The organism is Mycobacterium sp., assembly GCF_049278535.1.
Taxonomy (GTDB): Bacteria; Actinomycetota; Actinomycetes; order Mycobacteriales; family Mycobacteriaceae; genus Mycobacterium.
Map to the genome: position 1 here is coordinate 1 of NZ_JBAPMI010000379.1, position 21,531 is coordinate 21,531.

A 21,531-nucleotide genomic window follows, 5' to 3' on the forward strand; every position below is an offset into this window, starting at 1 on the left:
GCCGCCGGGGCCGGAACCGCCAGGTCCGCCGGGGCCTCCCGGGTGACCCGGTCCGCCCGGTCCACCGACGTGCGGCGGTCGCTGCACGATGGTCGGCCCGTTGGTGGTGTTCGAGGGTGGCGTCCAATTGCTGTGGCAGGCGTTCCAGTCCCAATTAGTTCCCCAGGACGGATCCCAGAAGTCGCCGGGACACCAGTTCAGCCCCGGCTGCGCGTGGCCCTCGGTCGCGCCGCCCACACCCGTCAATCCCAAAGCCGCTGCGATCGCTGCCGACGCGATCGCACAACTCGCGAACTTGTTCATGGGTTATGGCTATATCCGCAGGCTATGCGCTGGCCCAGCGGATCCTATCGGCCAGATGAGAAGCGGCCGGCGATACGTCGTTCACGTCTGGCAGGTCGGGCACCAGAATAGGTTGCGGCCTTCCAATTCGGCTGTGCGGACAGCGGTTCCGCACACCCGGCACGGCTCCCCTGCGCGGCGATAGACATAGGTGCGCGGCCGACCCGCGCCGTAGGAGGGTGCGCCATGGTCATGCTCGGGCCGCACAGTGATGATCTTGCCGCGGCGCAGTCCGACCTTCATCAGGTCCACCAAGTCGGTCCACGCCGTGGCGAACTCCTCTTCGCCGAGCACTCGGCCCGGCCGATAGGGGTCGATGCCATGGCGGTACAACAACTCGTTGCGGTAGACGTTGCCAACGCCGGCGATAATGGTCTGGTCCATCAGCAGTGCACCGATTGGCCTGCGTGACTTGCTAATTCGTGCCCACGGCCACGCCGGATCGGCATCGCGACGCAGAGGATCGGGCCCGAGCCGGGCGACCACATCGGCGACCTGCGCTTCATCGATGACTTCGCACACCGTCGGTCCACGCAGATCCGTGCCGTACTCAGCGCCGACCATCCGCATCCGCACCGCACCGACCGGGTCGGGCATGGTGTCATCGGATCGCGTCCACTCCGTGAACTTGCCGTACAGACCGAGATGCACGTGCACCGTCGCGCCGCCGTCGTAGTGATGAAACAGATGCTTACCCCACGCGGTGGCCCGTCGCAGTACCTGCCCGTCGACGGACGACGCCGCGAAACGGCCCTGCGGACTGGATACCGCTACCGGGGCACCGGCATAGCGGCGTTGGTGCAGCCGGGCCAGTCGGTGCAGGGTATGCCCTTCCGGCACGCCGGCTACCCGCCGTCGGCGCCGGGGACCGGCGGCGCCTGATGAGTGCGCTCGTATTCGTCGAGGATGTCGATACGCCGTTGGTGGCGTTCAGCTTTCGACCACGGGGTGGTCAAGAAGGCGTCGACGATCGCCAGCGCTTCGGGGACCGTGTGCATGCGGCCGCCGATGCCGATCAGCTGAGCGTTGTTGTGCTGGCGGGCCAGCGACGCGGTCTCCACACTCCACCCCAGCGCACACCGCGCACCCGCAACCTTGTTGGCGGCGATCTGCTCACCGTTGCCAGATCCGCCCAGGACGATCCCCAGGCTGTCCGGATCGGCCACCGTCTTCAGGGCTGCCGCGATGCAGAACGCCGGGTAGTCGTCCTCGGCGTCATAGGTGAAGGCTCCGCAATCGATCGGCTCGTGGCCGGTTTCTTCCAGGTGCTCGATGATGTGCTGTTTGAGTTCGTAGCCGGCGTGGTCGGAGCCGAGGTAGACGCGCATGACGGTGATCCTGCACCGACGACCGGTTCTAGTCGAACTCGGGGGCCTCCGTACGGCTGCGCTTGAGCTCCCAGAAGTGCGGGTAGGCCGCGAAGGTCACCGACGCATCCCAGAGCTTGCCCGCCTCTTCGCCGCGCGGGATCTTCGAAAGCACCGGGCCGAAGAACGCCGTCCCGTTGATGTGGATGGTGGGCGTGCCGACGTCGTCGCCAACTGCGTCCATCCCGGCGTGGTGACTCTTACGCAGCGCTTCGTCGTAGGCGTCACTGGTCGCAGCGGCGGCCAGCTCCGCCGGCAGGTCCAGCTCCGCGAGCGACTGCTTGATGACGTCGTCGAGGTCCTTGTTGCCCTCATTGTGAATTCGGGTGCCCATCGCCTTGTACAGCGGCGCCAGGATTTCGGAGCCGTGGGCCTGCTCGGCAGCGATCGCCACCCGCACCGGACCGAATGCCTTGGACAGCCGCTCCTTGTACTCCGCGGGCAGGTTCTCGCGATTCTCGTTGAGCACCGCGAGGCTCATCACCTGAAAGTGCACCTCGATGTCGCGGACCTTTTCCACTTCCAGGATCCAGCGAGAAGTGATCCACGCCCACGGGCACAACGGGTCGAACCAGAAATCGGCGACTGACTTCTCGGACATACTGGATCCTCTCCTTGACGGTCTATGAGCCGACAAGCACAACCCTAGTCGCGGCAGTCCAATTCCCGCCGCCGGCGCTGATTGCCTAAGTTGGACACGTGGCACTCCCCAACCTCACCCGTGGTCAGGCCGTCGAACGCGCAGCACTGGTCACCGTCGACAATTACCGAATCGACTTGGACCTCACCGACGGCGCCGGCAAACCAGGCGAGCGCACATTCCGCTCGATCACGACGGTCACGTTCGACGCCCTTCCCGGCGCCGACACTGTCATCGACATCGCGGCCGGCACCATCCGCAGCGCGACCCTCAACGACCGCGAACTCGACGTGTCCGGGTACGACGAGTCGACCGGTATCGCACTGAGCGGGCTGGCCGAGCACAACGTGGTCGTGGTCGACGCCGACTGCCGTTACTCGAACACCGGCGAAGGCCTGCACCGATTCGTCGACCCCGTCGACAGCGAGGTGTATCTGTACTCGCAGTTCGAAACCGCGGACGCCAAGCGGATGTTCGCGTGCTTCGACCAGCCCGACCTCAAGGCCACGTTCGACGTGAAGGTGACCGCGCCGCAGCACTGGCAGGTGGTGTCCAATGGCGCGACGGCGAGCGCCGACGGCGGCGTGCACACCTTTGCCACCACCCCGCGGATGAGCACCTATCTGGTCGCGCTGATCGCCGGTCCGTATGCGCGCTGGGATGACGTCTACCGCGACGAGCACGGTGAGATCGCGCTGGGCCTCTTCTGCCGTGCCACTTTGGCTGAGTTCATGGACGCCGAGCGGCTGTTCACTCAGACCAAGCAGGGTTTTGGCTTCTACCACAAGAACTTTGGCGTGCCGTATGCGTTCGGCAAGTATGACCAGTTGTTCGTGCCGGAGTTCAACGCGGGTGCGATGGAGAACGCGGGCGCGGTGACGTTCTTGGAGGATTACGTCTTTCGCAGCAAGGTCACCCGGGCGTCCTACGAGCGGCGCGCCGAGACGGTGCTGCACGAGATGGCGCATATGTGGTTCGGCGATCTGGTCACCATGCAGTGGTGGGATGACCTGTGGCTCAATGAATCTTTCGCCACCTTCGCATCGGTGCTGTGCCAAAGCGAGGCCACCGAATTCGCCGAGGCGTGGACCACGTTTGCCAACGCCGAAAAGTCATGGGCCTATCGCCAAGACCAGCTGCCGTCGACGCACCCGGTCGCCGCGGACATTCCCGATCTGGCCGCCGTCGAGGTCAACTTCGACGGCATCACTTATGCCAAGGGCGCCAGCGTGCTCAAGCAGCTGGTGGCCTACGTGGGCCTGGAGCATTTCCTGTCGGGTCTGCGCGATTACTTCCGCGCACACGCGTTTGACAACGCGACGTTCGACGACCTTCTCGCCGCGCTGGAGAAGGCTTCGGGCCGCGACCTGTCCGACTGGAGCCGGCAATGGCTGAAGACGACCGGGCTCAACACGCTTCGCGCGGACTTCGACGTCGACGGCGACGGCCGTTTCACCCGCTTCGCGGTCACTCAAAGCGGCGCCGCGCCCGGCGCCGGCGAGACCCGGGTCCATCGCCTGGCGGTCGGCATCTATGACGACGACGGCAGTGGCAAGCTGGTGCGGGCCCATCGCGAAGAACTCGATGTCAGCGGTGTAAGCACGGAAGTTCCTGCGCTGGTTGGCGTTTCGCGCGGCCAGCTGATTCTGGTGAACGACGACGATCTGACCTACTGCTCGCTGCGGCTGGATCCTGACTCCCTGCAGGTCGCTCTGAACCGGATCGCCGACATCGTTGAACCGCTGCCCCGAACGCTGGTGTGGTCGGCGGCGTGGGAGATGACCCGCGATGCGGAGCTGCGGGCCCGCGATTTCGTGACGCTGGTCTCCGGCGGCATCCAGGCCGAAACCGAGGTCGGTGTTGCGCAGCGGCTGCTGCTACAGGCACAGACCGCGCTGGGTTCGTACGCCGATCCGGAGTGGGCCCGCTCGGAGGGCTGGCCGGCATTCGCCGACCGGCTGCTGGAATTGGCCCGCGCCGCGGCGGCGGGCTCGGACCATCAGCTGGCATTCGTCAACGCGCTCTGCACATCGGTGTTGTCGACCCGGCATGCGGTGGCGCTCGCCGACCTTCTCGATCGCGATCCCGCCGACGTGGACCTGGCCGGCCTCACCGTGGACACCGATCTGCGTTGGCGCATCGTGACCGCGCTGGCCGCCGCCGGCGAGATCGATGGCGACGGCCCCGAGTCGCCGTTCATCGACGCCGAGGTGCAGCGCGACCCGACCGCGGCGGGGCGACGGCACGGCGCGCAGGCCTCGGCCGCACGGCCGCAGTCGGCCGTCAAGGAAAAGGCATGGACGCAGGTCACCGAAGACGACACGCTTCCCAACATCGTCGGCCGGTCGATCATCACCGGCTTCGTCGAACCGGGACAGGCTGAGCTGCTCAAGCCGTTCGGTGCGCGTTACTTCGCGGCGATCCGGGGAATCTGGGAACGCCGCTCCAGCGAGGTCGCCCAGACGGTAGTGGTCGGCCTGTACCCGTCGTGGGACGTCAGCGACGACGGCCTCGCCGCCGCGGACACATTTCTCGGCGATCCCGAGCTGCCGCCGGCACTGCGCCGACTGGTACTCGAAGGCCGCGCCGGGATCGAGCGGTCGCTGCGGGCCCGTCGGTTCGACGCAGGCGCACAGGCCTGAGAAGGCTGCAGCCCGCTAGGCGGGCGAGATGCCGGCGCTGGTCACGCGGACCGCGCTGACCAGACCGTCGATCAGCTTGCCGTCCTGGAACGCCGAGGCCGCGGCGGCCACACCAAGCGGCGCAGCCGATTCGGCCCCGCGGCCGCGGACACCCGAGCCGTAGACCACCTCGATCGCGTGCTGATCCGGGGAGACGGCGATCAGCACCGCGTCGTCCGGAGTCGGCACCTTGGCCAGGATCTCTCTCGCGCGCGCCCCGGTATCGCTACCCAGGTCGCCGATGTAGACGGCGAACCGCGCGCCGGCCGCCCGCGACCCGTAGGTCAGCGCTTCATCCAGGGTGACCAGATCGTCGATGGGGAACGGGTAGTGCACCGAGGGTTCGCCCGGCTCGGTGACGCCCGAGATTCGCCCACTGGTCGTGATCGCCGAGCCGTGCGGCAGCTCGGCGGGCTGCACGGTTGCGACCTCACCACTTGCCACTTGCGCCACCTCCCACGCTGAACTCGGCGGCGCCATGGCCGTGTCCGCCATGACCGACAACCTCATCGGTGGCGGCCCACAGGATGGGCGGATGCGTCCAGGGCTCCGACAATTTGTAGGTCGCCGGGTGCGGACCCTTGCGTGACCAGATCAGCGCCACGAGCAGAATGACCAGCAACAACGGGACACCAAGAAACAGCGAGTGGGTTTCCATCGTGCTCACGACGCAAACCGTATCCCACCGGCGAACCGACGGCCACGCGGCACGCATCGTCGTCGAGCTACGCCGCGCCTTCGCCGAGGTATCGCGCCCAGGCGGGATCGAGCTCTTTGACCGTCGACAGCAGCCGCCAGTGCTGGCCCTTGGGCGACGTCGGCGGCCAGCGCAGTGACCAGCCCAGCTCGTTCAGCAACTTGTCGCCCTTGCGGTGGTTGCACGTCGAGCAGCACGCCACGCAGTTCTCCCACGTGTGGTCGCCACCGCGACTGCGCGGCACCACATGATCGACGGTGTCGGCCTTGGCCCCGCAGTATGCGCAGCAGAAACGGTCCCGGTGCATCAATGCCGCCCGGGTCATCGGGACGCGGGCCCGATAGGGCACCCGCACGAAGTTGCGCAACCGGATCACCGAGGGCACCGCGATCGATCGAGTCGACGAGTGGATGACTGGGCCGGTCGGGTCGTCGTGCACGACATCGGCCTTGCCGCAGATCAGCATGATGATGGCCCGCCGGACGGGCAATGCCGTCAACGGCTCATAGGTGGAGTTCAGCAGCAGCACCCGGCGGCGATTCCAGATCGAGCCACCGTCGTGCGCAACGGGCGGGTGGGTTTCGACGCCTTGGACGCTGTGCAGGGTAGAACCCGTCATGGGCCTGGTGTAGCCCGCCGCGGCACCTGAACTGTGGTGGCTGCCGCGTTTCTTGCGCTGCGCCATACGTCCTCCGTCGAACAGTCCATCACGATTCGCCAGCGAGCGCACGCCAAATTGGCCGGTGTTCGCTGGTCAATCCAGTGAACAGCCGGTAGCGGCGTGCGTGGCCAAGGTTCATATGTCGCTCAGCGACCTGTTTTGGGCATGGCCCACAATGGAAGCGATGGAACAACCACAAGAGACCTTCTACGACGCTGTCGGCGGGGCAGACACGTTCCATGCGATCGTGTCGCGCTTCTACGCGCTGGTCGCCGAGGACGAAATTCTGCGGCGCCTCTACCCCGAAGATGACCTCGAAGGCGCCGAGGAACGGCTGCGGATGTTCCTCGAACAGTACTGGGGCGGCCCGCGGACATACTCCGAGCAACGCGGCCATCCCCGATTGCGGATGCGGCATGTGCCGTTTCAGATCGGGCCGTTTGAGCGCGATGCCTGGCTGCGCTGCATGCACACCGCGATCGCGTCCGTCGACTCCGCGACTCTCGACGACGCACACCGCAAGGCGTTACTCGACTACCTGGAAATGGCCGCCCACTCCCTGGTCAACTCGGAGTTCTGATGGGCTCACGCCAACAGCGGCCGTGGTGGGCGGACGCGGTGTTCTACCAGGTGTACCCACGGTCCTTCGCCGACAGCAACGGCGACGGCGTCGGCGACATTGACGGTGTTGCGGCACGGTTGGACTACCTGGACCGATTGGGGGTCGACGCGATCTGGTTCAGCCCGATCATGGTGTCCCCAATGGCCGATCACGGTTACGACGTATCGGATCCGCGCGACATCGATCCGCTGTTCGGCGACCTGGCCGCTTTCGAAGGCCTGATCGCGTCAGCGCATGAGCGCGGCATCAAAATCACCATGGATCTGGTGCCCAACCACACCAGTTCGGAGCACCCGTGGTTCCGCGAGGCACTGGCCGCGGCACCGGGCAGCGCCGCGCGGAACCGGTACATCTTCCGCGACGGCCGCGGAGCCGGCGGCGCCGAGCCGCCGAACAACTGGCAGTCCGTCTTCGGCGGGCCGTCATGGACCCGCGTTGTGGCGCCCGACGGCAGTCCCGGGCAGTGGTACCTGCATCTTTTCGACGTCGAACAGCCGGACCTCAACTGGGATAATCCAGAGGTTTTCGACGACCTCGAGAAGACGTTGCGGTTCTGGCTGGAGCGCGGCGTCGACGGTTTCCGCATCGACGTCGCACACGGAATGGCGAAACCGCCGGGCCTTCCGGACAGCGATGTCGAGATGCGGCCCCGGATGCTCAGCGACGGCGATCCACGGTTCAACCATCCCAATGTGCATGCGATTCACCGCAATATCCGCCGGGTGATGGACGACTATCCCGAGGCGGTGACCATCGGCGAGGTCTGGGTCTTCGACAACGCCAGCTGGGCCGAGTACCTGCGCGCCGACGAACTGCACCTGGGCTTCAATTTTCGCATGGTACGGGCCAAATTCGACATCACCGAGATCCATGGTTCGATCGACAACACCCTTGATGCAGCGGCCATCGAAAATGCCACCCCCACATGGACATTGGAAAACCACGATGTCGTCCGGGCGCCCACCCGCTACGGCGGCGGCGACGTAGGGCTGGACCGGGCGCGCGCGATGGCGATGCTGACGCTCGCTCTGCCTGGCGCGGTATTTCTCTACAATGGGCAGGAATTGGGCCTGCCGAATGTCGAATTGCCCGACGAGGCACTACGCGATCCGACCTGGGAGCGTTCCGGTCACACCGTCCGCGGCCGCGACGGATGCCGCATTCCGATTCCGTGGCGTGGCGACGCTCCCCCGTTCGCTTTCTCCACATCGGCGGACACCTGGTTGCCGATACCGCCGGAATGGGAGTCGCTCACGGTGGAGAAGCAACTGCTCAACGCCGACTCGACATTGTCGTTTTTTCAGCACGCCCTCGAAATTCGGCGTAGCCGTATCGAATTCACGGGCGCGAACATCCAATGGTTGAAAGCGCCCGACGACACGCTTGCCTTCGCCCGCGGCGACGACGGATTACGCTGCGTGCTGAACACCGGCACGCAGCCGATACCGCTGCCGGACGGCGAACAGCTTCTGACCAGCACGCCACTGGTCGGCGGTGAGCTACCGCCCAACGCAGCCGCGTGGCTCGTGTCGTCTGACACCCGCGGGTAGCGCATCGCCGCGCGCATCTCTATACATAACGCATGACGTACGCGTGGACGGTAATCGGCGCAGGACCTGCGGGCATCGCGGCCGTGGGGAAACTACTCGACCTCGGCATCGCCGACACCGACATCGCCTGGATCGATCCCGCCTTTGCCGGCGGAGATATCGGCGCGAAGTGGCGGTCGGTTTCCAGCAACACGCAGGTCGGATTCTTTCTCAGTTATCTGAACGGCGCCAAGGCATTCCGGTTCTCCGCAGCGCCCCCGATGCCGCTGACGGAAATCGACCCCGAAGAGACCTGCGCCCTCGCGTTGGTAGCTGACCCGCTGCGGTGGATTACCGAGCAATTACGGGAGCGGGTGGACACCTTCGAAACCACGGCCACTGGTTTGGTTTTGGAGAACCGGCAGTGGCGGATAGAAACGGAATTGCAGGACGTGACGTCGGCCAATGTGATTCTGGCAGTGGGAGCAATACCGAAGTCGCTTGACTATCCGCAGCTGCCGGAGATTCCGCTCGAAGTCGCCCTCGACCCGGAAAAGCTGGCCGAACAACCGCTGGAGAACGCCACGGTCGCGGTGTTCGGTTCGTCGCACTCGTCGATGATCGTGCTTCCGCATCTGCTGCGTCACCCGGTGGCAAAAGTGGTGAACTTCTACCGCAGCCCGCTCAAATATGCCGTCTACTTGGATGATTGGATCCTGTTCGACGACTCTGGCCTCAAAGGCCGGGCAGCGGTCTGGGCTCGGGAGAATATCGACGGAGTGCTGCCCGACCGCCTGGAACGGTGCCTGGTCGATGGCCCGGACTTCGACCAAAAGCTTGCCGAGTGCGATCTCGCGGTGTACACGGTCGGCCTTGAACGCAGGACGCTGCCCGAAACCAGACAATGGGGTCAGCTTGATTACAACCCCGACAACGGCATTCTGGCCCCCGGACTCTTCGGTGTCGGGATCGCATTTCCAGCGCGCGCGGTCGACCGCTACGGCTACGTCGAATACCGCGTCGGCCTGAAGAAGTTCATCGACCACCTGGATGAGGTATTGCCATTGTGGTTGCGCTACTCGACGTAGTCAGCGCAGTACCAGCGCCGGGTCGCCGCGTCGCCGGTACACCGAACCGAATCGCGCGTCGATGCGCAACCAGGCCGGCAGCATGCGAACCCGCACGATCTCGTCGGCGGGGACAGCGTCGGCCGACTGCGGCAGGAAACCCATTGCCGTCAAGGCGAATACACATCGCATCGGAACGCCGACGCTGCCGCCGGCCGAGCTGACCCGAATCACCTCTTGGTCCAGCAGCGACACCGGAGGCCCCTGAGCGCTGCCGTGCTCCTTGGCCAACTGCGCACCGCGCTGCGCCAGATCGAGCATGTGCCGGGCCGGTACATCGTCAAGGTGAACAAAGCCCGAGTCCGGCGGCAATGCTCCGCGCCACGCGGAGTCCATCGGGAAGCCTGGATTCACATAACCAGAGCTGTCGACCGCGGCCAGTCCTCCCGCCAATTCGTCTGCACCAACCGACAAGTCGTCGGGCCGAACGACGCCGGCCACCACCCTGCTGGCGAGCACGTCTAAACCCGTGGAAGCCCAGGCGACGAATTCGCCCGGCGAACGGGTACGCAACCGGATCACGGTTGCGGCGTCGAGCCGCGCCGCCCGCTCAGCGAACGCAGCCAGGTCGGCACGATGGGCGGCGACGGATTCTGGACCCAGCCAGACACCCCGCTCGGTTACCTCAGCCACCGCTGCAAGTATTCCCGGTGATGCGGCGCCAAGCGCACCAGCCGCTGTTCGTCGATGTTGAATGCGGCAAGCTGCGACTCACCTATGACGGCGGGTTTCGATTCCGGGTCGGCACTTACCGAACGCACCTCGTAGCCCAGCGTGAAATCAACTGCCCGCAACCGCTTTACCCACATGGTGACCTGCAGCGGCGAATCAACCAGCCGCAGCTGACCCTTGTACGTGACCCGCACATCGGCGATCAACAGACCGATTTCGAGGATGTCCGCAGCAAACGCCGGCGACAGGAACGGGACGCGGGCCTCTTCCATGATCGTGACCATGGTCGCGTGGTTGACATGCTGATACATGTCGATGTCCGACCACCGGACTGGAACGGGCGCAACGAATCCCGGAGTGCTCAACCTGCCGCTCCTCGCCCGCTGGTGCGGGTCATCGAGCGAATCTGGCGGGCCGCCACCGACAGTGTGGCCAGATCTCTCTGCCCGCTGTCATGAATTTCGACAAGTGTCCGCCTGGCCCTCTCCACCCGCGACGCGCTGGTGTGTTCCCATTCGGCGATCTTCTCCTCGCCGGTTTCGTCGGGCTCACCCACCGCGAGCACGTCGAAGCACAGCGAGCGTAGCGAAGAGTAAATGTCATCACGAATCGCCAAGCGCGCCAACGAGTGCCAACGATCAGCCCGCGGCAGTTCGGATACCGCGGTCAGCAGACCGTCGGTTCCCAACCGGTCCATCAACGCGAAATACGTGTCAGCGACTTCGGCTGGGTCGCGGTCTTCGATGTCGGCGACGTCGATGACGTCGAGCAGGCTGTACCGATACAAGCCGGTGGCCACCATGTAGCCCATATCCTCCGAGGCGCCTTGCTTGACGAATTCCGCGGTTTCCTTCTCCACGATCGTCTTGTCGTCACCGCGCAGCCACTCCGACATCCGCGGCGTCAGCGTTGCCACTTTCTTGGCGAATCGGTTGATCTCGGCGCCCACCGCCAATGGCTGCGGCCGGTAGTTGAGCAACCAGCGCCCGGCCCGGTCGATGAGCCGACGCAAATCCAACGTCATCTGGTCCGACACCGCGATCGGCAGCCCGGCCGCGCGGATGTCGTGCCACAGCTGCCCGATGCCGAAGATGGCGTCGGTCGCGGCGTAGGTGCGCACGGCGTCCACGGGACCTACCCCGGTGTCCTGGGTGATCCGGTAGTCGTAGCTGATACCGGCGGTGTCCACCAGATCGTTGACCAGCATGGTCGTCACGATCTCCCGTCGCAGTTGGTGTGAGCGGATCGCCGGGCCGCACCGGGCGCGCAGCTGGGACGGGAAATACCGGGGCAGCTTGCTGGCGAACACCTCTTGATCCGGCAGATCGGATTCCAGCAGTTCGTCTTTGAGCGTCAGCTTGACGTGTGCCATCAGCGTCGCGAGTTCCGGCGAGGTGAGCCCGAGGCCGACGTCGAACCGGCGCGCAATCTCTTTCTCCGAGGGCAGCGCCTCGAGTTCGCGGTTGAGCCCTCGCTCGGCCACCAGGTACTTGATCTGGTCGGCGTGCACCGGCAGCAGACTCGGGGCGTTGGTGCGACTGGTGCCGATCAAATCGTTCTGGTCAGCGTTGTCGGCGAGCACCAGGTCGGCGACCTCGTCGGTCATCGACTCGAGCAGCTGGGTGCGTTCGCCCGGATCGATCTTGCCGGCGGTCACCTGCGAGTCGACCAGGATCTTGATGTTGACCTCGTGGTCGGAACAGTCCACACCGGCCGAGTTGTCCATCGCGTCGGTGTTGATCCGCCCGCCGCACAGATCGAACTCGACCCGACCGCGTGCCGTGACACCGAGATTGCCACCCTCGCCAACAACTTTCGCGCGCACCTGGTTCGCGTTGACGCGTAACGCATCGTTGGCCCGGTCACCTACGTCCGCATCGGACTCCGCTTCGGCCTTGATATAGGTTCCGATCCCGCCGTTGAACAAAAGATCCACCGGGGCCCGCAGAATCGCGCGCACCAGATTAGGCGGCGCCATCTCGGTGACATCGTCTTCGATGCCCAGCGCCGCACGTACCTGATCGCTGATCGGGATGGATTTGTGCTCGCGGCTGTACACCCCACCGCCCTCGCTGATCAGCGACAAGTCGTAGTCGTCCCAGCTGGACCGGGCCAGGTCGAACATCCGTCGTCGTTCTTGCCAGGACGAGGCGGGATCGGGGTTGGGGTCCAAGAAGATGTGCCGGTGGTCGAAGGCGGCCAGCAGGCGAATGTGTGTGGACAGCAACATGCCGTTGCCGAAAACGTCGCCGCTCATGTCGCCGACACCGACCACGGTGAAGTCCTCGGTCTGGGTGTCGACGCCCATCTCGCGGAAGTGGCGCTTTACCGCCTCCCAGGTGCCTTTGGCAGTGATGCCCATCGCCTTGTGGTCGTAACCGACCGATCCACCGGATGCGAAGGCATCACCCAGCCAGAACCCATACGACCCGGCGACTTCGTTGGCGATATCGGAAAACGTTGCGGTGCCTTTGTCGGCGGCAACCACCAGGTAGGCGTCGTCGCCGTCGCGTCGCACGACTCCGGGCGGGGCGCTGACCTCACGGGTGGTGTGATCGACATTGTCGGTGATGTCGAGCAAGCCGGAGATGAACAGCTTGTAGCAGTCGACACCTTCGTTGCGGTTGGCCTCGCGGTCAGCGGCGGGATCGCCGGTGGGCAGCGGCGGTTGTTTGACGACGAAGCCGCCCTTGGCGCCGACTGGCACGATGACCGCGTTCTTCACCGCCTGCGCCTTGACCAGACCCAGGATCTCGGTGCGGAAGTCTTCCCGACGGTCTGACCAACGCAAGCCGCCGCGTGCCACGTAACCGAATCGCAGGTGCACACCTTCGACGCGGGGCGAATACACGAAGATCTCGAATTTCGGGCGCGGCAGTGGAAGCTCCTCGATCAGCTGCGCATCCAGCTTCAGCGACAGCACGTTCTGGCTGCGAGCCGATCCAGGTTGTTTCACAAAGTAATTGGTGCGCAGCGTGGCCTGAATCAGCTCGGCGAAAGCCCGTAGGACACGATCGGTGTCCATGCTCACCAGCGCGTCGATGTCCGCGGCGACCGCCGCAGCCGCGGCCTGCGCGTCACGACTCTTCGGCGAGCTCGACGGATCGGGATCGAACAGCGCCTCGAACAAGACAACCAATGACCGTGCGGTATCCGGGTTTTCGTTGACCACCGATTCGATGTGGGACTGGCTGTATGGGAAGCCGGCCTGCCGCAGGTACTTCGCATAGCTCCGCAGCAGCACGACCTGCTGCCAAGTCAGGTCGGCGCGCATCACCAGCTCGTTGAACCTGTCGATCTCGGCGCGACCTTCCCAGATCGCAGTCACCGCGTCGGCGAAGCGCTGAGCGGTCGCCTCGCGTTCGGGCCCCGGCTGCGCCAGCGGGACCGTGGGTTGCGGCGCGATCTTGAACTGGTAGATCCACACCGGTAAACCGTCGGGGCGGTTCACGGTGAACGGGCGCTCCTCCAGTACGACAACACCCATGGACTGCAGCATCGGCAGCAGCTGGCTCAGTGACGCCGTACAGCCACCTAAATACCATGTTAGACGGACGGTTTCGTCATAGTCATGGTCGGACAGCACCAGCTTGACCGAGTCGTGCGTCAGCTCCTCGAAGATGGCGATGTCGTTGATCGCATCCGCCGGAGTGACGACCTGTTTGTACGCCTCGGAGAACGCACCAGCGTAATGCTCCGCTTCGATGGGCTCAGCGCCCGCCGCGGCTGCCTCGCCGAGCAGCCGGTCCGACCAGGTACGCGCGGCCTCGCTCAGCAGTGCCTGAAGCCTCAGCCGGTTGGCGTCGGATGTGTCTATCTGTGTGGCCTTGTCTTCGCGCAACCGGACCATGAAATGCAAAAGCGCCCAAGGCGATTCCGTGACGCGGGCAGTGAATTCGAGACTGGTGCCGCCGAACTCACTGACCAGGATGTCCTCGATCTGCAGGCGCACTGCCGTCGTGTAGCGGTCGCGCGGCAGATAGACCAGACAAGAGACGAAGTACTCGAGGCGGTCGGCGCGCAAGAACAGCAGTGCGCGGCGCCCGGATCCGAGGTCGACGACCGACTTGGCCATCGCCAGCAGCTGCTCGGCGCTGCGCGCGAAAAGCTCTGAGCGCGGTACGGTCTGGATGACATCGAGCAGCAGCTGACCCGGGTAGCCGGGGTCGCGGTCGGCCAGCGCCAGCATGTCGTGGACCCTGCGCGAGATGATCGGGATCTCCAACACGTCGGCATTCATCGCCGCAACGGTGAAGAGCCCGATGAGGCGATGCTCGAAGACGGTGCCGTCGGCGTTTTCCCGGACGGCGAAGACATACGGGTAAGCACCGAAGCGCAGATAGCTCGCAACATCGGTCTGCGCCAACGCCAGCAATTCGTGGTCCTCGGTCAGCCGAGGACGAGACCCCTTGCGGCGGCGCAGCACACCGAGGCTGGCCGTTGCCGTATCGCCCGACACACGTCCGTCACGCACCGGGCAGCGTTGATATCCCAGCAGCGTGAAATGCCCGTCGGCCAACCAGCGCAAGAGTGTGGCGACGTCGCCGCCACTGGCGCCTGGGTAGTGATCGTTCGCGTTGTTTTCGACGTCGTCGGCCAGGTCGTTGAGCACGGTGATCATCGCCGTCGAATCCGCTGCGACGCGGCGCAAGTCGGCGAGCACACCCGGCATCAGGCGTTCGGCTTCATGTAAGGCGTTGCGGTCCACCGACGGCACGAGTTGGACATGGATCCAGGTCTCGTCGATCCCTTCGCCACTGGAATCCTTCGGCCCCACCGCGAGCAGCTCTCCGGCGCTGTCCCGGCGCACGTGGAAAACCGGGTTCATGATTGCCGTGTACGCCACGCCAAGCCGATGCAGCAGGACGGTGACCGAATCCATCAGCATCGCGCCGTCGTCGGTGACTACTTGGAGCGCGGGACCGAATCCGCCCGGGTTGTCATGCGGGTAGACGGCGACGCGGCTCTCCCCCGCCGGCCGATGCGCGCCGAGCCGGTAATGGGCAGCCAGCAACGCCGGCGTCAGCGCGGGAGCCGATATCGGCTGGAGTGCGGACTCCGCGGCGGCCGCGGCCTCGTCGTCGTGGGGGCCTTGGTAGCTGTCGGTGTAGGCCATCGAGATCCACTCGGGAATCTCTTGGCTGTCAGTGAACTTCGTCCAGTCCAGAGCATTAACCGTCATGCCGACCGCTCCTCAGCACGCATACCAACGCTGGCCTGCCTGACATTAGTCGCGAGTGAGCCTCCGGTGAGTCACCCTGTGTGGACGCGCCGCTTCGGCTCCCAGCCGCTCGATCTTGTTCTCCTCGTACGCACCGAAGTTGCCTTCGAACCAGAACCACTTGGCCTCGTTGTCGTCGTCGCCTTCCCACGCCAGGATGTGCGTGCAGGTCCGGTCGAGGAACCAGCGGTCGTGAGAGATCACCACCGCGCAGCCGGGGAATTTCTCCAGCGCATTCTCCAGCGAGCCGAGGGTTTCGACGTCGAGGTCGTTGGTCGGCTCATCCAGCAGGATCAGGTTGCCGCCCTCTTTGAGAGTGAGCGCCAGGTTGAGCCGGTTGCGTTCGCCAACGGACAACACCCCCGCCGGTTTCTGCTGATCAGGGCCCTTGAAACCGAACGCCGAGACGTAGGCCCGCGACGGGATCTCGTTCTGCCCGACTTGGATGTAGTCCAGGCCGTCGGAGACGGTCTGCCAGACCGTCTTCTTCGGGTCGATGCCGCCGCGCGACTGATCGACGTAGCTCAGCTTCACGGTTTCGCCGACCTTCACGATGCCGCTGTCCGGCTGTTCGAGGCCGACGATTGTCTTGAACAGCGTCGTCTTGCCGACACCGTTGGGACCGATGACGCCGACGATGCCGTTGCGCGGCAGTGTGAACGACAGGTCCTTGATCAGCGTGCGCCCTTCGAAGCCCTTGTCGAGGTGCTCGACCTCGACCACCAGGTTGCCCAGCCGCGGGCCGGTCGGGATCTGGATCTCCTCAAAGTCGAGCTTGCGGGTCTTCTCCGCTTCGGCCGCCATTTCCTCGTAGCGCTGCAGGCGAGCTTTGCTCTTGGCCTGGCGGGCTTTGGCGCCGGAACGCACCCAGGCCAGCTCGTCGGTCAGCCGCTTCTGCAGCTTGACGTCCTTGCGGCCCTGCACAGAGATCCGCTCGGCCTTCTTCTCCAAGTAGGTGGAGTAGTTGCCCTCGTAGGGATAGGCGCGGCCACGGTCGAGCTCAAGGATCCACTGGGCCACGTTGTCCAGGAAGTACCGGTCGTGGGTGACCGCCAGAACCGCGCCCTCGTATGCGGCCAGGTGCTGTTCGAGCCATTGCACGCTCTCGGCGTCGAGGTGGTTGGTCGGCTCGTCGAGAAGCAGCAGGTCCGGCTTGGCCAGCAGCAGCTTGCACAGCGCCACTCGGCGCCGCTCACCGCCGGACAGATGCGTGACCGGCTCGTCGGGCGGCGGGCAGCGCAGGGCGTCCATCGCCTGCTCGAGCTGCGAGTCGAGATCCCAGGCGTTGGCGTGGTCGAGGTCTTCCTGCAGCCGGCCCATCTCTTCCATCAACTCGTCGGAGTAGTCGGTGGCCATCAGTTCGGCGACTTCGTTGAAGCGGTCAAGTTTGACCTTGATGTCGCCGAGGCCTTCTTCGACATTGCCGCGAACGGTCTTCTCCTCGTTCAACGGCGGCTCCTGCAGCAGGATGCCAACGGTCGCATCGGTGGCCAGGAAGGCTTCGCCGTTGTTCGCCTTGTCCAGCCCCGCCATGATCCGCAAGACGCTCGACTTACCCGCCCCGTTGGGGCCGACGACACCGATCTTGGCGCCCGGATAAAAGCTCAAGGTGACGTCGTCGAGGATGACTTTGTCGCCGTGCGCCTTGCGGACCTTTTTCATCGTGTAGATGAACTCAGCCATGCCGCGGTGTTGCCTTTCTGGTTTGCGAGAGATTGCTCGCGCCCCATCCTAGGCACCGCCATGTCGACGCAACTAAGCCGACAGTGAGACCTTCACCCGCGACTCGTCGTTGTCGGCGTCTTCCTGGTCGCTGGCATCAGTGGTATCCGCCGCAGCATCCGGCACCGAGGTAACCGTCTTTTCCACGCGGGCGATGCAACGGGACAGGTCAGGACCGACTGAGCTGGCCCGCATCTCCAGGTTTGACCGCCGGATGCCGTCACGGTCCTCGTACTCACTGGTGTGCACGTGGCCCACCACGATCACCGGCGAGCCCTTGCCGAGCGAGGCGCCAACCCCGGACACCAGGCGCCCCCAGCAGTTCACGGTGACGAACAGCGAATTGCCGGGCTCCCACGTGCCGTCGCCGACGCGGCGTCGGGAATTGCTCGCGACCCGGAATTTCAGTACTTCGTGATCTCCGACCGTGCGACGTATCGGGTCGTTGACGATGTTGCCGACCACAGTCAGCGGCGTTTCGAACATTGCTCATCCTTTTCTTCGATGCGACGGCGCCTCGCCGCCGGTGCTGGGACCAGTCAGCCAGCAGACACCGACGCGCTCGCCGCGTGACAGGGCAGCCCCGCCGGCGTTGGGGATCACGACACCACTGGGGATAAGCGCCCGCCTCTCCAGGGAGGCAAGTGGCTGTCGGTACCTAGTGGTCGCGGCGGGCCAACTCGGCGAGCATCGCGTTGTACGCCGCGAGCTCGGAGTCCTCGTCGCGGTCGGCGGCACGATCCAATCGCCGCGCGGTTCGCTGGTCGCTACGCGACCATTGCACCAGCAACGCGATCATGACAACGACGAGCGGTATTTCCCCTGCGGCCCAAGCCATTCCACCGCCGAGCCGTTGATCCCCGATCAGATCGGTATGCCAGCTCAGGTGCAGCGACCGATAGAAGCTTTCGCCGAGCACCTTCTGCATGCTCATCAAGATGATTGCGAAGAATGCGTGCAACGGCAGCGACGCGAAGACCACAGCCACCTTGGCCAGCGGCGGGATCGGCCGCGGCGTCGGGTCGACACCGATGACCACCCAATAGAACAGGTAGCCGCTGGCCAAGAAATGCAGGTTCATCACAACGTGCCCGACGTGGCTCCCGACCGCGGCGTCGAACAGGCCACCCAGGTACAGCCCATAGAACCCGGCAACGAACAGGGCCGTCGCGACGACCGGATTGGTGAGGAACCTCGAGATCTTGCTGTGCAAGGCGGCGAGCAGCCATTCCCGCATGCCCGGCGGATCGCCGCGACCGGCAGCCGGCAGCGCCCGCAGCGCCAGGCCGACCGGCCCACCCAACACGAGCAGAATCGGCACCAGCATCGACAGCATCATGTGAGCGGCCATATGCATGCTGAACATGGCCGGCATGTACCTGCCCATCCCCGACGAGCTGACGAACAGCAGCGCCGCGCAGCCCAGCAGCCAAGCCGCGGTCCGGCCCATCGGCCACGCATCGCCGCGGCCACGCAGCCGACGCACGCCCGCCAGATACAAAGCGGCGAACACGATTGCGGCCGAGCCGAAGATCAGGTCGAACCGCCAATCGAAGAGCACCCGGACCGGGGTGGGCGGGCCGGCGAAGTCGTAGCCGATTTTGATGTCGGATATCGATGGCACGCCGATCGGCAGCGGCGGTGGAGGTGTGCGGCCGAGGCCGACGGCGACGCCGAACGTCAGACCGAATAGCAGCGCCTCGATCAATGCCAGCCGGACCAGAGCGGCTCGTGAGTTCGGGTCGGCTTGCATCGCAGCGACTCCGGAGCGCCGCTGCCGCCAACCGGTGATGCCGAGCAAGCACAGCGCGACGAACTTGATGACCACCAGACGTCCGTAATTTGTGGTGAGCAGATCCGACGGCAGGATCCGCACCAGCGCGTTGACGACCCCGCTGACCGCCATCGCGATAAAGCACCACAACGCAATCGTCGAGAATCGTCGCGAAGCCAGATCGGCATGCCGGCCGCCACGTGATACATGGGTGAGTAACGCCAGCAGGCCACCCGCCCACAGGCTGCCCGCGACCAAATGGATCAGCAGGCTGTTGGTGGCCAGGTCATGCGAACCGCCGGCCGACGAGTGGCCGGTCAGCCCCAGCGGCAACAGGGTGACCAACGACCCGGCCACCAGCAGCGGCGTCCACGACCACCGCAGCACCGGCACGCTGGCCACCGTCAGCACCGCAGCCAACAACGCGGTCCACCGCCACGTCGCAGAGATATTGATCAGGCTGGCCAGCGACCACAGCGTCGCCGGGTTCAGGTGGGCGGTGATCGGCTGACCGGAGACATCGGAAATGGTCAGCGGCACCTGCAGTGCGGCGCACACGGCCCATGCTCCGGCGGCCACCGACCCCACCCGCAATGCGCGATAGCCATCGACGTCCAGGACGCCGTTCTCCTGCGGCGGCACCAAAAACGCCGCGAACAGAAAAGATCCGACGGCCACAACGGCGGCGACCTCACCGGCGGCCCGGACGAACGGCAGGCCGATCGTGGTCACCGGACCGGGATCGGGCAACCCGGTGGCGGTCAGCGCGGCGGCCAGCGACAGCGCCCCGATGCCGGCCGCGGTGCAACCGGCCAGCGTCGCCACCCCGACCAGCAGTGGCCACACCACCGTGCGGCGGCTGGCAGCCGGAGCATCCGTCATGAATAAAGCGTACGGTCGCGCCTCTTACGGGCGTCCCACACCGCGTGCCTCTGCCTCGCGGGCGACGAATTGGTTGCGCGCGATCTGTCCGACGTGGTCAAAATCCCGGAGGATGGATTGCAATTCGCGGCGAAACGCGACGCGACGCTCAGCCAGATCTGGCGCGGGTTTGAGCAGATCCTGGTCGGCGACGACTTGGCGCGCGGTGTCGAACAACAAAGTCGACACCGGCTCGCTGCTGCGCACCCGGCCTTGCGCGACGTACTGCTTGCCGACACCGAGCGCCAACTGGGTGAGGTCCTTTGCGCCGATATCCGCCGGGGCATCGCGAAGCACGTCGGCCACGATCTCGTAGGCCTCGAAGAACACCCGCAACATCGCGTCCGACATCAAAGGTCGCTTCGCGTACAGGATCGCGTCGATCTCGGCAGCGCCCCCGGCGATGTGGGCTTCCCAATCGTCGTACCACGCCATCTCGTCGGCGATGTTCTGACGGAATGCGGCCGAATCGGCAAAGTAGAAGTCGAATTTCAACAGGTCGCGCAGCCGCATGGCCTGATTCCAGAACGCCTCCAACCGGTCACCGTCGGCGTGCCCGGCGTGCGCCAACGCCAGCTCTACGATCACGGTCTCCAGGAATGCGTGAATCACCGAGTTGCGGTAGAACGCCGCGGTGTGCTCGTCTTCGGGTGCGATGCGCCACACCGGTTCTCGGCCACTGTCGATGCGGGTGACGGGATGGCCGTTGGATAGCGAGTCCACCGCCGCACGAACACCTTCGGGTGTCCGCAGCCGCAATGCACTGGTGGACATCGGAGTTTGCTTGCGCTCGAGATAGTCCAGCGAATCCTGCAGGGTGTGATGCAGCTGTGTCAGCGTCAACGCCAGCCCATGAGTCGTCAACAGAAGTGCCGACACCAGGCCGGTTGCGTTCACCGGCGTGGATTGTAGGATCCGCCACGCTACTTCGAACGACATCTTCTGCAGCGCAAGTCGTTTGGCGCCTTCATCCTCAGCGATCTGGCCGTGAGATCGTCCGAGGTAGTCCCGCATCGAGACGGCCTCGGGGAAGCGGACGTAGATCTTGCCGTAGTTACGTTCGCCCTGGGCCTTGATGAAGTTGTACATCCAACTCAGGCCCTCGGGTCGCTTCTCGCCGCCGCGCGCGTAAGCGGCATACTCGGCGGTCTCGTGCAGCTGATCGAAACCCCTTGCAGCAGAATGTCGTCGCTGCGACCGTCGAGGTACGCGTCCGCCACATAACTCATCAGTCCGAGCTTGGGCGGCAGCATCTTGCCGGTGCGTGAGCGGGTTCCCTCGATGGACCAGCTCAGATTGAAGCGCTTTTCCACCACATAGCCGACGTATTCCCTGAGCACGTATTTATACAGCGGATCGTTGCCGATATTGCGACGGATGAAGATCGTTCCAGCGCGACGCATCAGCGGTCCCATGACCCCGAATGCCAGGTTGACACCTGCGAATACATGCACCGGCGGCAGACGATTTTCCTGCATCGCCACCGGCATCACCGCGCCGTCGATGTAGGACCGGTGCGAGAACAGCAACACCGCGGGATGAGCTTCCAGCGCCG

General features: G+C 65.0%; 17 protein-coding genes and 1 pseudogene. 4 read left to right on the forward strand and 14 right to left on the reverse strand.

From position 1 onward, the window contains the following. The 4 genes from WAO18_RS24595 to WAO18_RS24610 all read right to left on the reverse strand — a co-directional run. Positions 1–303: hypothetical protein (locus tag WAO18_RS24595; protein ID WP_422208837.1), on the reverse strand; the 303-nt coding region annotated here is incomplete at its 3' end. A gap of 81 nt (positions 304–384) precedes the next feature. Beyond that, on the reverse strand, positions 385–1,182 hold the full coding sequence (locus WAO18_RS24600; protein WP_422208838.1) for an Fpg/Nei family DNA glycosylase: 798 nt from the start codon (positions 1,180–1,182) through the stop codon (positions 385–387). A 5-nt stretch (positions 1,183–1,187) separates the two neighbouring features. Then, positions 1,188–1,670, reverse strand: coding sequence for a ribose-5-phosphate isomerase (locus WAO18_RS24605; RefSeq protein WP_422208839.1), 483 nt, complete (start codon positions 1,668–1,670; stop codon positions 1,188–1,190). A gap of 28 nt (positions 1,671–1,698) precedes the next feature. Beyond that, positions 1,699–2,310, reverse strand: coding sequence for a DsbA family protein (locus WAO18_RS24610; protein WP_422208840.1), 612 nt, complete (start codon positions 2,308–2,310; stop codon positions 1,699–1,701). Between the two features lie 98 nt (positions 2,311–2,408). Here WAO18_RS24610 and pepN point away from each other — a divergent pair, with 98 nt between their 5' ends. Further along, positions 2,409–4,991 carry an aminopeptidase N gene (pepN, locus tag WAO18_RS24615; RefSeq protein ID WP_422208841.1) on the forward strand — a complete coding sequence of 861 codons (2,583 nt, stop codon included), beginning with the start codon at positions 2,409–2,411 and terminating at the stop codon, positions 4,989–4,991. A gap of 15 nt (positions 4,992–5,006) precedes the next feature. Here the strand turns inward: pepN and WAO18_RS24620 are convergent, their stop codons facing one another. The 3 genes from WAO18_RS24620 to WAO18_RS24630 form a co-directional block, all read right to left on the reverse strand. Further along, positions 5,007–5,474 (reverse strand): DUF5130 domain-containing protein, encoded by a 468-nt coding sequence (locus tag WAO18_RS24620; protein WP_422208842.1) that lies wholly within the window; start codon positions 5,472–5,474, stop codon positions 5,007–5,009. Then, positions 5,461–5,688 carry a hypothetical protein gene (locus WAO18_RS24625; RefSeq protein WP_422208852.1) on the reverse strand — a complete coding sequence of 76 codons (228 nt, stop codon included), beginning with the start codon at positions 5,686–5,688 and terminating at the stop codon, positions 5,461–5,463. The genes WAO18_RS24620 and WAO18_RS24625 overlap by 14 nt, the downstream gene beginning before the upstream one ends. 67 nt (positions 5,689–5,755) lie before the next feature. Then, positions 5,756–6,412: an HNH endonuclease gene (locus WAO18_RS24630; protein ID WP_422208843.1), complete on the reverse strand. Its 657-nt coding sequence runs from the start codon at positions 6,410–6,412 to the stop codon at positions 5,756–5,758. A 151-nt stretch (positions 6,413–6,563) separates the two neighbouring features. Between WAO18_RS24630 and WAO18_RS24635 the strand changes: the two genes are divergently transcribed. From WAO18_RS24635 to WAO18_RS24645, 3 genes are read left to right on the forward strand one after another with little or no spacing between them, the layout of a single operon-like run. Beyond that, positions 6,564–6,968, forward strand: coding sequence for a globin (locus WAO18_RS24635; protein WP_422208853.1), 405 nt, complete (start codon positions 6,564–6,566; stop codon positions 6,966–6,968). Beyond that, positions 6,968–8,560 carry a glycoside hydrolase family 13 protein gene (locus WAO18_RS24640; protein ID WP_422208844.1) on the forward strand — a complete coding sequence of 531 codons (1,593 nt, stop codon included), beginning with the start codon at positions 6,968–6,970 and terminating at the stop codon, positions 8,558–8,560. The genes WAO18_RS24635 and WAO18_RS24640 overlap by 1 nt, the downstream gene beginning before the upstream one ends. Before the next feature lie 32 nt (positions 8,561–8,592). Next, a complete protein-coding gene (locus WAO18_RS24645; protein ID WP_422208845.1) occupies positions 8,593–9,627 on the forward strand; it encodes a pyridine nucleotide-disulfide oxidoreductase in 1,035 nt (344 codons plus the stop codon). On the opposite strand, the gene WAO18_RS24650 is transcribed toward WAO18_RS24645, so the two are convergent. From WAO18_RS24650 to WAO18_RS24680, 7 genes and pseudogenes are all read right to left on the reverse strand, one after another. After that, the gene (locus WAO18_RS24650; RefSeq protein WP_422208846.1) at positions 9,628–10,299 is read right to left on the reverse strand and encodes a hypothetical protein; all 672 of its coding nucleotides are present in this window, start codon (positions 10,297–10,299) and stop codon (positions 9,628–9,630) included. Continuing rightward, on the reverse strand, positions 10,287–10,703 hold the full coding sequence (locus tag WAO18_RS24655) for an acyl-CoA thioesterase (RefSeq protein WP_422208847.1): 417 nt from the start codon (positions 10,701–10,703) through the stop codon (positions 10,287–10,289). The genes WAO18_RS24650 and WAO18_RS24655 overlap by 13 nt, the downstream gene beginning before the upstream one ends. Next, positions 10,700–15,520 (reverse strand): NAD-glutamate dehydrogenase, encoded by a 4,821-nt coding sequence (locus WAO18_RS24660; RefSeq protein WP_422208848.1) that lies wholly within the window; start codon positions 15,518–15,520, stop codon positions 10,700–10,702. Before WAO18_RS24660 ends, WAO18_RS24655 begins: the two co-directional genes overlap by 4 nt. Positions 15,521–15,565: 45 nt before the next feature. Then, complete coding sequence (ettA, locus tag WAO18_RS24665; RefSeq protein WP_422208849.1) at positions 15,566–17,242, reverse strand: energy-dependent translational throttle protein EttA; 1,677 nt, start codon at positions 17,240–17,242, stop codon at positions 15,566–15,568. 72 nt (positions 17,243–17,314) lie between these two features. Beyond that, positions 17,315–17,767 (reverse strand): single-stranded DNA-binding protein, encoded by a 453-nt coding sequence (gene ssb, locus WAO18_RS24670; RefSeq protein ID WP_422208850.1) that lies wholly within the window; start codon positions 17,765–17,767, stop codon positions 17,315–17,317. A 172-nt stretch (positions 17,768–17,939) separates the two neighbouring features. After that, positions 17,940–19,937, reverse strand: coding sequence for a cytochrome c oxidase assembly protein (locus WAO18_RS24675; protein WP_422208851.1), 1,998 nt, complete (start codon positions 19,935–19,937; stop codon positions 17,940–17,942). Between the two features lie 24 nt (positions 19,938–19,961). Next, a pseudogene (locus WAO18_RS24680) lies at positions 19,962–21,531 on the reverse strand (glycerol-3-phosphate 1-O-acyltransferase); the annotation flags it as partial.

Bases quoted from the DNA above. Each gene is read 5' to 3' on its own strand.
- WAO18_RS24630 (WP_422208843.1), bottom strand. From the start codon at position 6,412: ATGGCGCAGCGCAAGAAACGCGGCAGCCACCACAGTTCAGGTGCCGCG.
- WAO18_RS24610 (WP_422208840.1), bottom strand. From the start codon at position 2,310: ATGTCCGAGAAGTCAGTCGCCGATTTCTGGTTCGACCCGTTGTGCCCG.
- WAO18_RS24660 (WP_422208848.1), bottom strand. From the start codon at position 15,520: ATGACGGTTAATGCTCTGGACTGGACGAAGTTCACTGACAGCCAAGAG.
- ettA (WP_422208849.1), bottom strand. From the start codon at position 17,242: ATGGCTGAGTTCATCTACACGATGAAAAAGGTCCGCAAGGCGCACGGC.
- WAO18_RS24605 (WP_422208839.1), bottom strand. From the start codon at position 1,670: ATGCGCGTCTACCTCGGCTCCGACCACGCCGGCTACGAACTCAAACAG.
- WAO18_RS24635 (WP_422208853.1), top strand. From the start codon at position 6,564: ATGGAAGCGATGGAACAACCACAAGAGACCTTCTACGACGCTGTCGGC.
- ssb (WP_422208850.1), bottom strand. From the start codon at position 17,767: ATGTTCGAAACGCCGCTGACTGTGGTCGGCAACATCGTCAACGACCCG.
- WAO18_RS24645 (WP_422208845.1), top strand. From the start codon at position 8,593: ATGACGTACGCGTGGACGGTAATCGGCGCAGGACCTGCGGGCATCGCG.
- WAO18_RS24640 (WP_422208844.1), top strand. From the start codon at position 6,968: ATGGGCTCACGCCAACAGCGGCCGTGGTGGGCGGACGCGGTGTTCTAC.
- WAO18_RS24625 (WP_422208852.1), bottom strand. From the start codon at position 5,688: ATGGAAACCCACTCGCTGTTTCTTGGTGTCCCGTTGTTGCTGGTCATT.
- WAO18_RS24675 (WP_422208851.1), bottom strand. From the start codon at position 19,937: ATGACGGATGCTCCGGCTGCCAGCCGCCGCACGGTGGTGTGGCCACTG.